The following is a 13,013-nucleotide window of genomic DNA, read 5'->3' as shown; positions in this document are numbered from 1 at the left end:
AGCGGCCGACCGGCCGGGTGTGGCGACGGGCTCGGCGGATGAACGGCCGCTACACCGACCGGTGGCCGGACCCGAACGAACCATCCTGGGTGGTCGAACCGACCACCGAGTGGCATCCCCAGTTCCCCGGCCAGCGCTACCCCGGCGACATCGGCCTGTCCCACCAGCCGCCCCCGCCGCCGCGCGGCCGGGCGACCGTGGTCGGCCGCACCGAGGTGCCTCCGCTCGCGCCCACCCGCCCCGACGGCACCTACCTCGGCCGCTCCTGGTCCGATGAGGAGCCGGCCGAGACGGCACCCTACGGCCGGTCCTGGCCCGACGAGGAGCCCGCCCACGGGCGGTCCCGGAGCGACGAGCGCCCGGTGGAGGCGTCCGCCTACGGCCGGCCCGACGGTGCCGACGCCGCGCGCTACGACCACGAGCCGTACCGACGGCCGCTCCCCGAGCCGACCCGGCGCGACGACCGTCGTTCCCCCGAGTCCGACCGGCGAACCGCCTGGTCCGACCGGCGCCCCGGCGAGGAGCGGGCACCGGCCCGGGAGGCCGCCTGGCACCGGGACCAGCCCGCCGAGCGGTACGACAGCCGCCCACCCCGGCAGGAGCCGGCCGACCCGGAGCGGGGGTACCGGCCCGCGCCACCGGTGTCCCCCGCACCGCGCGCCCAGCCCGGCTGGGTGCCGGAGCCGGAGGAGGCGCCACGCCGGCGCGGCACACCGGAGCGACCGGCAGCCGGATACGACCGGCGCCCCGACGACGGCTACGGCACCCGGCACCCCGACGGCTACGGCACCCGGCCCGCCCGCGGCACCGACGGCCGGACGGCCGATGGCTGGGCCGCCGACGGCGCTGGTCAGTGGGCCACCGTGGACGGTCGGTCGCGGTACCGCGACGACAGGTACCCCGACCGGGCCGCCGAGGACACGCGCCGCCCTGATCGCGGTGCCGACAGCGCACGCCGCCCGGACCGCGTCACCGAGGAGAACGGCCGCCCCGACCGGGACGCCCGCCACCCCGACCGCGCCGCGGACGACACGCGACCGGCGGCACGGGCCCGCACGGACTCCGGTCCACCCGGCGAGCGGCGGTACCACCCGGACGAGCGGGTCGGCCCGCCACAGACACCCGACGATGGACGCCGCCGTCGGCCGGAACCGGAGACACCCGGTCAGCCGCGCCGGGACGACGAGCGGCGTCGACCCGACGCCGACCCGCACCGGCAGCCACCCCGCGACGCGGCGGCCCGAGCCGAGGCGTACCCGGACCGGCGTCCCCGCGAGGAGATCCGGCCGGAGGTCTACCGCGAGGAGGCCTACCGCGAGCCCCGGCCGCAGCCGGGCCACCGACCGGACGGCGGCCTGCCCTGGCCGCCGCCGGGTCCCGTACGCCCCGACCGCACCCGCGAGCCGGGCTACCGTGCCGAGCCGCACCAGACCGCCGACCCGCACCGCACGGCCGAGCCGGGCGTCGCGTCGCGGCCGCCCGCACAGCAGCCGACCGCGCCGTCCCGGTACGACGACCGACCGGCACGCCCCGCCGCGACGGCTCCGCCCGCCCAGGCCACCTCAGGCAGGGCCGCCCCGGTTCCGCCGGTCTCTCCGGAGCGACCGGTGTCGCCGGCACCCGGCCGGGACCGACCGGTCTCTCCCGCTCCCGTCTCCCCCGCTCCGGCGGATCACGAGCGTCGCCCGGCGGCCCACATCCCGCCCGCTCGCCCGGATCGGGACCGGCCGGTGTCGGCGGCACCGGTCTCCCCGGCGACGGACGTACCCGTCTCCGGTCCGCCGGCCGCCCGACTCCGGCTGGAGTACCTGCCCGCGCCGGTGGACCCACCGCTGCCCGACGAGCGCCCGGACCACCAGCGGCACGGCGGCGAGCCCACCACGGACCGCCGCCCGGTCAACGGGCCACTGGGCGCCACCCCGACGGCCGACCGTCGCCCGACAGCGCCGGAGCGGCCTGCCTCGACCGGTAACACGCGTCCACCGGTCGCGCCGCCACCCACCTGGCAGGTTGCGGATCCCCCGGCCACTCGGCCGGCACCGACGCCTCCCGCACCGACGCCTTCCGCACCGACACCTCCGGCCCCGGCACCCGCGGCGCCGGCAACACCGACACACCCGGTCCCGACGCCCACGGCGACGGACGCCGGGTCGGCGCTTCCGATCGCCCCCGGCAGGCCACGCCGGTACGTACCGCCGCCGCCGTCGGAACCGCCCGTGGCACCCGCTCCGGAGCCGGCGGAGACGCCCGTCACCGGTGGACCGGCCGCCTGGTTCAGCCCCGCCCAGACCGACTCCGACCAGGACGAGTCGGCGACAGACCGCCCACCCACCGACGCCGCGGACGATCGACTGGCGACCGACGCCGAAGCCGGGTCCCCGGCACCGACCGGAACGGAGCGCGACCCGTCAACCCCGGTCGCCGAACCAGCCGTCGCTGACGAGACGACCGACCGGCACCCCGGCGAGGCGGCCGACCAGCGCCCTGCGGCGGCGAGCGACCCGGATCCAGACGGAGCGATCGCCCGACCGGTCTCCGCGCCGCCCGGCCCACCGGTGTCCACACCGGCAGTCCAGCCGGTCTCCGCGCCGCCGGTCCACCCGGTCTCCGGTGCACCCCGGAGCTCGGTGGACGACCTGCTCGACGACACGCCGGCCGCCGTTGAATCGACACCGACCGAAGCCGACCAGCCAATCTCCGGTACGCCGAGCACCGAGACAGGGCACCACCAGACCGAACTCTCCACCGAGGCCGACCACCAGGTCTCCAGCCCGCCGAACACGCCGACCTCCGGCGCGCCCCCCGCCTGGGTGGCCGATCGCCGCGCCGACCCGGAACCAGTGGACCAGCCGACGTCGGCGCCGCCCGCGTTCGGTGCGCAAGCGCCGATCCCCGCCCAGGTGGACCGGCCGGTCTCCGCACCCCCGGACGGAACCACGGACCCGGTCGAGCGCGACCCGGCCGGCCAGGCGTCGGCCTCGTCGCACGACCCGTCGGCGGACACGGCCTCCGGTTGGAGCACCGCCGGACCGGCGGCCGGCACGCACCCGGACGACCGGCCCGCAGCGGGTGGGCCGCCGGACCGACCCGCGCCGACCGACCACGACGCGGTACACCCCGTCTCGGCACCTCCGGTCTCGGCCCCACCCGCACCACCTGCGGCAGCAGCGCCCGTCTCCGCGCCGCCCGCAGCGCCCGTCGCCGCGGTACCCATCTCCGCACCGCCCGTCTCCGCACCGCCGGACGTCGCCACACCGGTCTCCGGGCCGCCGGCGTACGAGCGGCCGATCTCCGGGCCGCCGGCGTACGAGCGGCCAATCTCTGGGCCGCCGTCGTACGAACGGCCGGTGGCCGCACCGCCGGTCGCCGCGGAACCCATCTCCGCACCGCCCGTCTCCGCACCGCCGGACGTCGCCACACCGGTCTCCGGGCCGCCGGCGTACGAGCGGCCAGTCTCCGGGCCACCGGCGTACGAACGGCCGGTGTCCGCGCCGCCTGCCGGAGCCGTTCCCGGGCCGCGGGGCGGGTCGTCCGAGGAGAACGTGCCGGTGTCGGCGCCGCCCGACACTCCGCCCCCGGCGGCACCTCGCCGGACGTTGGCCGACCAGGGTGACCCGGAGCAGGTCCTCGGGGCGTACCGCTGGCGGCTCGACCCGGTCACCCTGCGGGAGGATCTGACGGAGCCCGACGAGCTGCGGGCGATCCGGCGGCGGCTGACCGAGAAGTTGGGTTCGGCCGTCGACAACCGGGCCAGGGCTCGGCTGCTCAGCCTGCGGGCGGTGGCGTCCCGGATCCTCGGCGACCTCGACGACGCGCTGGCCGACGGCCGGCTCGCCCTCACCTACGCCGAGGCCACCGGAGAGCTGCGCCGGACGGCGCTGGCCCAGGCCCGGCTGGCCCACGTGCTGCGTTGGCGCGGGGACTTCGCCGAGGCCGACCAGCTCTTCGCCCAGGCGAACTCCGTCGAGCTGCCCGACCGGCTGCGGGCCGCGCTGCACGAACACGCCGGTCGGTCCTGCTACGACCAGGGCCGGCTCATGGAGGCCTGCCAGCACTTCGAGTGGGCGCTCGACCTGCGCGGGGCCGGCGACCCCGACCTGCTGGACCGGATCCGGGTGGCCCTCGACGCGGTCACCGCCCGGGCCACGGCGCAGGGCTTCGGGCCGTACCCCCGGGGTCGGGACGAGGTGCTCGACCGTGACCGCCCCCCGCTGCCGGTGCGGGACGGACCGCTGTGGGGCTACACCGACGCGGACGGCGACCTGATCATCCCCGCCCGGTACGCGGAGGTGCAGCCGTTCCACGACGGGCTGGCCTGGGTCCGCCGGCCGGAGACCGACCGGTGGTCGCTGATCAACCTGCTCGGTACGACGGTGATCCCGCCGACGTACCGCGCGGCGCGTCCGTTCAGCGACGGCCTGGCCTGGGTGGCGGACAGCGCGAACGGCTGGCAGGCGATCGACGCCACCAACGCGGTCCACGTCCCGCCCGGTTTCGCCGAGGTGCGACCGTTCCGTCGTGGGGTGGCCGCGGTACGGCGCGAGGGGTGGGGCGCGGTCGACCGGACCGGCCGGATCGTGGTTCCGACCCGCCACAACGGCTTCGTGACCGAGCTGGCCGACGGCCAGCAGGTCGACGGCTTCACCGACGAGGGCCTCGCGGTGATCGACGTGGCCGGCCGGCGCGGTGTGGTGGACCGCGGCGGCTCGGTGCTGGTCGCGCCGGCACACGCGATGCTGGTCATCCACCCGGTGGCGTTCCTGGTGGGCAGCGGCGCCGGTCGTTGGGGCGCGCTGGACCGCCGCGGCGAGCCGCTGATCGACCCGGTGCACCCGGACCGGGCCGCGGTGCTGGCGGAGATCGACCGGCTGCTCACCGATGCCAACCCGGTGCTCTGAACCGGTTCGGCGGTCGTAAACCAGCGGGGCTAGGGTCGGGTCATGGAATTCCGACACCTGGGCCGTTCCGGCCTGATGGTCAGCGAGATCTCGTACGGCAACTGGATCACCCACGGTTCGCAGGTCGAGGAGGACGCCGCGTTCGCCTGCGTCCGGGCCGCCCTCGACGCGGGCATCACCACCTTCGACACCGCCGACGTGTACGCCGGCACCCGTGCCGAGGACGTGCTCGGCCGGGCGCTGCAGAACGAGCGCCGCGAGGGCCTGGAGATCTTCACCAAGGTCTACTGGCCGACCGGGCCGGGTCGCAACGACCGTGGCCTGTCCCGCAAGCACATCATGGAGTCGATCAACGGCTCGCTGCGCCGGCTGCGCACCGACTACGTGGACCTCTACCAGGCCCACCGGTACGACCACAGCACGCCGCTGGAAGAGACGATGGAGGCGTTCGCCGACGTCGTGCACTCCGGCAAGGCGCACTACATCGGTGTCTCCGAGTGGACTGCCGCGCAGCTGCGCGCCGCTCACCCGCTCGCCCGGGAGCTGCACATCCCGCTGGTCTCCAACCAGCCGCAGTACTCGATGCTCTGGCGGGTCATCGAGGCCGAGGTGGTGCCGGCGAGCGAGGAGCTGGGCATCGGCCAGATCGTCTGGTCGCCGATGGCGCAGGGCGTGCTGTCCGGCAAGTACCTGCCGGGGCAGCCGCCGCCGGCCGGTTCCCGGGCCACCGACGAGAAGTCCGGCGCGGGCTTCATCTCCCGGTTCATGACCGACGAGGTGCTGACCCGGGTCCAGCAGCTCAAGCCGCTGGCCGAGCAGGCCGGGCTGAGCATGGCCCAGCTCGCCGTGGCCTGGGTGTTGCAGAACCCGAACGTCTCCTCGGCCATCATCGGCGCGTCCCGCCCCGAGCAGGTGCACGACAACGTGAAGGCCGCCGGGGTGAAGCTCGACGCCGAGCTGCTCAAGGCGATCGACGAGATCGTCGAGCCGGTGACGGAGCGGAACCCGGAGAAGACCGAGTCCCCCGCCCAGCGCCCGTAACGCTCGGCTCTCGACCGCACCGATCCAGGGTCTGGCGACAGACCCTGGATCGGTGTGGCGGGGTCAGCCCTGCCAGAAGCGGATCAGCTGAAGGCCGGTCGCGTACAGCCAGGAGGGCAGGCCCAGGGCGTCTCCCACGGCGAAGACCCCGTCGAAGAACCAGCCGCCGATGCGCGGGTTCCACAGCAGCGCGAAGAGCAGCAGGAAGCCGTACGGGGCGAACAGGTCGTACATCCGGCGCCACTGCGGGTTGAGCCACGGCTGGATCATGTTGCCGCCGTCCAGGCCGGGGACCGGCAGAAGGTTCAGCACGCTCGCGGTGAGCTGGAGGAAGGCCAGCAGCGCCACTCCGGCCCAGAACTCCACCGGGCCGCCCGCCGGTGCGCCGATCCGTATCGCCGCGACCAGCACCAGCGTGAACAACACGTTGGTCGCCGGGCCGGCGAGGCTGACCAGGGTGTGCCGCAGCCGGCCCGGGATGGCGTGCCGGTCCACCCACACCGCGCCGCCGGGCAGGCCGATGCCGCCGAGCAGCACCACCACGACCGGCAGCACGATCGACAGCAGCGGGTGGGTGTACTTCAACGGGTTGAGCGTCAGGTAGCCGCGGTGGGCGATGTCCCGGTCGCCGGCGCGGAAGGCCACCACCGCGTGGGCGTACTCGTGCAGGCAGAGTGACACCAGCCAGCCGGAGACCACGAAGAGGAACACGTCGAACCGGACGCTGCCGTACCCCTTCCAGGTCAGCACGCCGCTGACCACGAAGAGGGCGACCAGGCCGAGGAAGACCGGGCTGGGCCGGAACGCCGCCCGTGGCACCCCGAGCACCAGCCGTTCCCCGCCCGGCCGGTCGTAGCCCATCACTCGGCCGTGGGCAGCAGGCTCATCCGGTAGTCCACCCGGTCGTCTTCGACGAGCGCGACCGAGGTGACGCCGGACGCCGCGAGCTCCCGCCAGGTCTGACCGATCCAGGATTCGGCGTCGGCCTGGCTGCCGAACGACTCCGCCGGTCCCTCGACCGCCTGGCCGTCCGTGCCCTCGTACCGCCAGCTCCACGCCATGCCGCGTCTCCCCTCGCCGCTGATGTCCCCGTGGGACGAACCCTCGCCAGCGTAGTCGGCCCGGCGCGCAACGACCGCTCGCTCGCCCTCGGCCGCGACCCACGGGTTGATCAATCCCCGTCGACGCGGGCCGGTACGGTGGCTCGGTGCTGACACGGGGAGTGCTGCTCGGGGACCGGTACCGGCTGGGCGAACGGGTGGCGACGGGCGGGATGGGCGCGGTCTGGCGCGGCACCGACGTGCTGCTGGAACGCGAGGTGGCGGTGAAGGTGCTGCTGCCGTCGCTGGTCGCCGACCCGGAGTTCACCGCCCGGTTCCGGGCCGAGGCGCGGATGTTGGCGGCGCTGCGGCACGCCGGCGTGGTGGCCGTGCACGACGTCGGGCAGGCCGTGCTGGCCGACGGCAGCCGGGTCGACTACCTGGTGATGGAGTACGTCGAGGGCGAGCCGTTGTCCGCCCGGGTGCGCGGGACGGGCCGACTGGACCCGGCGACCACCATGTCGGTGCTGGCGCAGGCGGCGGACGCGCTGCACACCGCCCACCTCGCCGGCATCGTGCACCGGGACGTGAAGCCGGGCAACCTGCTGATCAAGGCCGACGGTCGGGTGGTGCTGGTCGACTTCGGCATCGCCCGCTCCAACACCATGGCGGGGCTCACCGCCGCGAACATGGTGCTCGGCACCGCCTCGTACATGTCGCCCGAGCAGGCCACCGGCCAGCAGGTCTCCCCCGCCACCGACGTCTACGCGCTCGGCGCGGTGGCGTACTTCTGCCTGGCCGGACAGCCGCCGTTCGACGGGGACAACCCTCTCGCCGTGGCGCTGCGGCACGCGCAGGAGGAACCGGCGCCGCTGCCGGCGGACACCCCGCCGGCCGTGGCGGCGGTGGTCGCCCGCGCGCTGGCCAAGCGCCCCGAGGACCGCTTCGGCAGCGCCGCCGAGCTGGCTGGCGCCGCCGCCGACGCGCGCGACGCGACCCTGGCCAGCATCCCGCTCGCCGCCCGCCCACCGTGGGCGGTGGCCGCCCCCACCCCGGGCGCCCCGATCCCGACCCCGCCGCCCGTCCCGACCCCCGCGTCGCCGACCCCCGCGCCGCCGTCCGCGCCGACGCCGGCCCCGCCGACGGACCCCCGTCCCCTCGTCGCCCTGGCGAGCGAACCGACGGGGACCCGGCCGACGCGGGAGGACGCGCTCCGGCCGGGCTCGGCGGGACGGCGTCTGCCACTGCTGGTCGGCGCCGGTGTGGTCGCCCTCGTCGCGCTGGTCGCCGTGGCCGTGGCGGTACTGCGACCCGACGGGGAGCCCGGCGGCAGGGAGCTTCCGCCGGCGCTGGCCGGCGAGTCCGCGTCGGCCTCGGACGTCCCGGCGCCGAGCGGCGACGCGACCACCCCGGGGCTCCGGCCGAGCGGCACGCCGGGCGCCAGCCGCAGCGCGACCGCCGACCCGACCGGCACCGGCGGCGAACCCGGCGCGCCGGCCAGCGGTGACCCGGCCCCCCGCACCACGGCACCGGGGAGCACACCCACCGGGTCCGCCAGCAGCAGGCCGACGTCCGGTGGCAGCCCGGTGGAGCGGCCCAACCCGTACACGGCGGCGCAGGCGTGCGGCAGCGGCTACCAGGTGATCGACTCGGCGACGTTGACCGGCGGTGACGGCCGCCGCAAGGGCCGGGTCTACCTGCTCTACCACTCCGGCAGCGGCGCCAACTGCGTGGTCACCCTCAAGGACACCGCGGTCGGCACACGGTCGGCGGTCTCGGCGTACCTGGAGGTGCAGGGGGGTACCCGCAGCACCGACAGCGGGTCCTTCGACTACTACGCCGGGCCGGTACGGGCCAGCGCTGCCGGAAAGTGTGTGAAGTGGGGCGGCGCCACCGGCGGGGTCAGCTACGGCAGCGGGTTCGAACACTGCGGCTGACCACATCGCGAGCGCCGGGCCGGCAGGCAGCGGGACACCGGGCGGCCTTAAGGTACGGGCATGTCCGTTGACGGGTGGAACACGGTCCTGGTGCTCGGCGGTATCCGGTCCGGCAAGTCCGAGTTCGCCGAGTCCCTGGTCACCGACGCGCCGGTGGTCCGCTACCTCGCCACCGCGCCCGAGGGGGACCCGGAGGACACCGAGTGGGCGACCCGGCTCGCGGCGCACCGCGCCCGACGGCCGGGCAGCTGGACCACCGAGGAGACCGCCGCCGACCCGCGGCGTCTGGCCGACGTGCTCGAGTCCGCCCAGCCCAACGAGACGCTGCTCGTGGACGACCTGGGCGGCTGGGTGACGGTGCTGCTCGACCCGGATCACCAGCCCGCCGACGACCTCGCGACGATCGCCGAGCTGGCCGAGGCGCTGCGCGGGTGCTCGGCACGGGTGGTGCTGGTCAGCCCCGAGGTGGGGCTGTCACTGGTGCCGACCACGCCGCTGGGCCGGGCGTTCACCGACGCGCTCGGCGCGGCCAACCGCGCGGTGGCGGACGCCTGCGACGCGGTGGTGCTGGTGGTCGCCGGTCAGCCGGTCTGGCTGAAGCCGGCCGTCGCACCCGCGAGCACGTCGGAGACCGCGACCGCGACGGCGTCGGTCGGCTCCGGGGCGGTCGTCTCCGCGCCCGTCGGCGTCAGCCTGGCCGACAGCGAGCCCACCCCCGAGGTGCAGCTGCCGGACGTGCTGACCCACACGCCGCCGGTCGCCCCCAACCAGGAGCCCGGCAACCCCTGGGCCGCACCGACCATGGCGCTGCCGATGGTGGCCACCGGGCTGGTCATCCAGCCCGGCATGGAGCTGCCGATGCCCGACGAGCACACCGGGCCGCAGGCGGTGGACCGGCTGGCCACCCTCGACGTTCCCGGTGCCGGGCTGGGCGTGCTCGACCGGGTGGTCGGCTTCGCCGCGGCCACCCAGGGCACCCCGACCCCGGTCGCCTGGAGTTCGGTACGGGTGCTGCTGCTGCACGGCGACCACGCCGGCGGGGCGTCCGCCGGCGCCGTGGCCGGGGATTCGGCGCGCCGGGCCGCGCAGGCCCGCGCCGGCCAGGGTGCGCTGGCCCGGCTGGCCGCCGAGAGTGGTGCCAGCCTGCAGGTGGTGGACACTCCGGCCGCCGCCCCGATCGAGGACCAGCCGGCGCTCGCCCCGGAGCAGGTGGAGTCCGCACTGCGCTACGGCTGGCGGTTGGCCGAGCAGGCCGCCGACGCCGGCGTGGAGCTGCTCGTGCTGGGCGCGTGCGGCGCCGGCACCGAGGCGGCCGCCGCGGCGGTGCTGGCGGCCACGGCGGGCGCCGAGCCGCAGGCCGTGCTCAGCCGGGTGATCACCGACTCCGGCGAGATCGACGACGCGGCCTGGATGATCCGCTGCGCGACGGTACGCGACGCGCTGCACCGCACCCGTCGCTCCCCGCGCAGCGCCAAGGACGTGCTGGCCGAACTGGGCGGCGGCGACGTGGCGGTCGCCACCGGCGTGCTGCTCGGGGCCACCGCCCGCCGGGTACCGGTGCTGCTGGACGGGCCGGTCGGCCTGGCCGCCGGCATGGTCAGCCGCGATCTGGCCGGGCAGGCGCGGCACTGGTGCCTGCTCGCCGACCACGGCGGGCACCCGGCGGTGCGGCTGGCCGCCGACGTGCTCGGCATCACCCCGCTGCTCGACCTGCGGCTGGACCTCGGCGAGGGGGCGAACGCGCTGGTCGCGCTCCCGCTGCTGCGCTCGGTGCTGGCGCTGGCCGCCGCGCTGCCGGTCCACCCGTCGCTGGCCACCGGAGAGCCGGACCACGAGCAGCCGGAGTCCGGCGCCCCGGAGCCCACCGAGCCGGAGTACACCGACCCGGAGTTCGTCGAGCCCGAACCGGACGGACCGGGCCCGGCCACCACCGGGGCGGACGAGCAGGCCGCGTCGGGCTGGCGTGCCGGCTGAGTCGCGGCTCGCCGCGGGGGCCCGGCTGGCGGTCACCACGTTCAGCATCCTGCCGGTGCGGGCCGGGCGGATCGACCGCCCGGTGGCGGGCACCGCGATGGCGCTCGCCCCGGCGGTCGGGGTGCTGCTCGGCGCGCTGCTGGCCGGTGTCCTGCTGTTGGCCGGTGCGCTCGCTCCCCCGCTGGTGGCCGCCGGCGTGACGGTGGGCGCCGCCGCCCTGCTGACCCGAGGTCTGCACCTGGACGGGCTGGCCGACACCGTGGACGCGCTCGGCTCGTACCGGCGGGGCGCCGCCGCGCTGGAGATCATGAAGAAGCCGGACGTCGGCCCGTTCGGGGTGGTCGCCCTGGTGGTGGTCCTGCTGGTGCAGGCGGCGGCACTCGCCGAGCTCGCCGGGCGGTCCTGGCCCGCCTGCGTCGCGGCGGTGGTCACGGCGACCGCCGCCGGGCGGCTGGGCGTGACGGTGGCCTGCCGGCGGGGCGTACCGGCGGCCCGGCCGGACGGCCTGGGAGCCATGGTGGCCGGAACGGTCGGCCCGCTGGCGCTGGCCGCCGGCGCGGTCGCCGTCGTGCTGCTGGCGGTGCCCGCGGTGCCGGGCCGGCCGTGGCAGGGGCCACTGGCCGTCGCCGGAGCGCTCGCCGTCGCGGTGCCGCTGCTCACCCACGTGGTACGCCGGCTCGGCGGGATCACCGGCGACGTGCTCGGCGCGACCGTCGAGGTGGTCACCACGCTGGTCTACCTGGGTCTGGTGCTGTCCGGCTGAACCGGGCGAGGCGGGCCGGGTAGCGTTCGCCTCGACAGCACCGGCGCCGCCACCGGGGGACAAGAATGCTCATCACGGACGACTTCCTGCCCGTACCGGTTCCGGAGTCGCTCAGCGCGACCTACCTGGTGCCGATGGCCGGGCTGCCGAAGGTCAGCCCCAAGACCGCTGTGGCGGCCCTGACCGGCCGGCTGGCCGAACCGGTGCACGGCCTGGCCCGACAGATGCTCGACAGCCCGCTGATGAGCGTGGACACCCGGCCGATCACGGAGTTCCCCGAGCTGCCGCCGGATCTGCTCACCGCGTTCGGCGCCACCGAGGCGCAGTTGGCGCGGCTGGCCGCGGCGAGCCACCTGGTGGTGGTGCAGGCCGAGTACCGGCCGGGCTGGCCGCCGGCGCACGAGTGGTCGGCCCGCGCGGTCGCGGCGGCGGTGGCGGAGTCCGTCGACAGCGACGTGGTGGACGTCTTCGGCCTCCAGTTCCTCGACCCGGCGACCGCGCTGCGCTCGCTGCCCGACGAGCAGGGCCGGATCCGGTTGGTGGACTGGGTGCTGGTGCCGTACTCCTCGGATGTGGAGGGTCTGTGGTTCACCACCAAGGGCCTGCGCCGCTTCGGACTGCTGGAGTTGCAGACCCAGGGGGTGCCCGACCACCTCACCCGGGCCTGGGGTGCGGTGATGACCGGGGCGGCTCGGCGGCTGCTGCGGGACTGGACCGACGGGCTCAACGGCGAGGAGGTGCCGGCGTTCGTGCAGTTGCCGGTGCTGGCCACGGTGACCGGGCACGACATCGCGGTGGCGTACGGCAACCCGGACCAGCACGGCGCGACCGCTCCGGTGCTGCTGCGCCTGGAGCTGGACCCGGCGACCGACCCGGAGGCCGACTCGTTCCTCAGCCTGCGCCCGCCGCTGGGGCATCCCGGTCCCGACGGGCGCTACTACGCGGCCGCCTGCGCGACGCTGTTCGCGGGAATCCAGCCGGACGTGCGCTACGCCCGCTCCGGTGACGCGATGAGTCGGGCGGTCGCCACCGCCCGCGCCGCGCTGGGTGACGCCCGGGCCCGGTTCGTGGCCGGCCAACTGCCGGCGGAGTCGCAACTGGTGGTCAAGTACGGCCTGCCCGGCGACGACGGCCCGGAGTACGTGTGGGCGGGTGTCACGTCGTGGGACGCCCCGGAGCGGATCGTCGGTGTCAGCGCCAGCGACGCGGCCAGCGACCCCTCGGTCCGCATCGGCGCCCCGGTCGTGGTGGAGGCGGCCGACGTGGTCGACTGGGCGGTGCTGGACGGCACCGGCGTCATCGAGGGCGGCTGGACCCAGGCCGTCCTGGACTCCGGCGAACCCCCCACCCCCTGACCCCC

8 protein-coding genes are annotated in these 13,013 nt (G+C 76.2%); 6 read left to right on the top strand and 2 right to left on the bottom strand.

What is annotated here, in order from left to right; genetic code table 11:
• The first annotated feature begins 38 nt into the window (after positions 1–38).
• Positions 39–4,898, top strand: a complete 4,860-nt coding sequence (locus M8C17_RS28080) for a WG repeat-containing protein (protein ID WP_252419580.1) — start codon at positions 39–41, stop codon at positions 4,896–4,898.
• 42 nt (positions 4,899–4,940) lie between these two features.
• Complete coding sequence (locus M8C17_RS28075; protein WP_252419579.1) at positions 4,941–5,939, top strand: aldo/keto reductase family protein; 999 nt, start codon at positions 4,941–4,943, stop codon at positions 5,937–5,939.
• Positions 5,940–6,002: 63 nt separating this feature from the next.
• On the opposite strand, the gene M8C17_RS28070 is transcribed toward M8C17_RS28075, so the two are convergent.
• Positions 6,003–6,800, bottom strand: coding sequence for a site-2 protease family protein (locus tag M8C17_RS28070; protein WP_252419578.1), 798 nt, complete (start codon positions 6,798–6,800; stop codon positions 6,003–6,005).
• A complete protein-coding gene (locus M8C17_RS28065; RefSeq protein WP_252419577.1) occupies positions 6,800–7,000 on the bottom strand; it encodes a hypothetical protein in 201 nt (66 codons plus the stop codon). Before M8C17_RS28065 ends, M8C17_RS28070 begins: the two co-directional genes overlap by 1 nt.
• A 146-nt stretch (positions 7,001–7,146) precedes the next feature.
• Here M8C17_RS28065 and M8C17_RS32055 point away from each other — a divergent pair, with 146 nt between their 5' ends.
• From M8C17_RS32055 to M8C17_RS28045, 4 genes are all read left to right on the top strand, one after another.
• Positions 7,147–8,916, top strand: a complete 1,770-nt coding sequence (locus M8C17_RS32055) for a protein kinase (RefSeq protein WP_308209597.1) — start codon at positions 7,147–7,149, stop codon at positions 8,914–8,916.
• A 60-nt stretch (positions 8,917–8,976) separates the two neighbouring features.
• Positions 8,977–10,890 carry a bifunctional adenosylcobinamide kinase/adenosylcobinamide-phosphate guanylyltransferase gene (locus tag M8C17_RS28055; RefSeq protein ID WP_252419576.1) on the top strand — a complete coding sequence of 638 codons (1,914 nt, stop codon included), beginning with the start codon at positions 8,977–8,979 and terminating at the stop codon, positions 10,888–10,890.
• The gene (locus tag M8C17_RS28050; RefSeq protein WP_252419575.1) at positions 10,880–11,653 is read left to right on the top strand and encodes an adenosylcobinamide-GDP ribazoletransferase; all 774 of its coding nucleotides are present in this window, start codon (positions 10,880–10,882) and stop codon (positions 11,651–11,653) included. Before M8C17_RS28055 ends, M8C17_RS28050 begins: the two co-directional genes overlap by 11 nt.
• A gap of 65 nt (positions 11,654–11,718) precedes the next feature.
• On the top strand, positions 11,719–13,008 hold the full coding sequence (locus M8C17_RS28045; RefSeq protein WP_252419574.1) for a DUF2314 domain-containing protein: 1,290 nt from the start codon (positions 11,719–11,721) through the stop codon (positions 13,006–13,008).
• Positions 13,009–13,013: the final 5 nt, after the last annotated feature.

Source organism: Micromonospora sp. RHAY321, assembly GCF_023896955.1.
In the GTDB taxonomy this organism is placed as follows: Bacteria; Actinomycetota; Actinomycetes; order Mycobacteriales; family Micromonosporaceae; genus Micromonospora.
Note: the sequence above shows the minus strand (reverse complement) of the source record. Positions and strands in the feature narration are given on the sequence as shown.

Bases quoted from the DNA above. Each gene is read 5' to 3' on its own strand.
- M8C17_RS28075 (WP_252419579.1), top strand. From the start codon at position 4,941: ATGGAATTCCGACACCTGGGCCGTTCCGGCCTGATGGTCAGCGAGATC.
- M8C17_RS28065 (WP_252419577.1), bottom strand. From the start codon at position 7,000: ATGGCGTGGAGCTGGCGGTACGAGGGCACGGACGGCCAGGCGGTCGAG.
- M8C17_RS28055 (WP_252419576.1), top strand. From the start codon at position 8,977: ATGTCCGTTGACGGGTGGAACACGGTCCTGGTGCTCGGCGGTATCCGG.
- M8C17_RS28045 (WP_252419574.1), top strand. From the start codon at position 11,719: ATGCTCATCACGGACGACTTCCTGCCCGTACCGGTTCCGGAGTCGCTC.
- M8C17_RS28080 (WP_252419580.1), top strand. From the start codon at position 39: ATGAACGGCCGCTACACCGACCGGTGGCCGGACCCGAACGAACCATCC.
- M8C17_RS28070 (WP_252419578.1), bottom strand. From the start codon at position 6,800: ATGGGCTACGACCGGCCGGGCGGGGAACGGCTGGTGCTCGGGGTGCCA.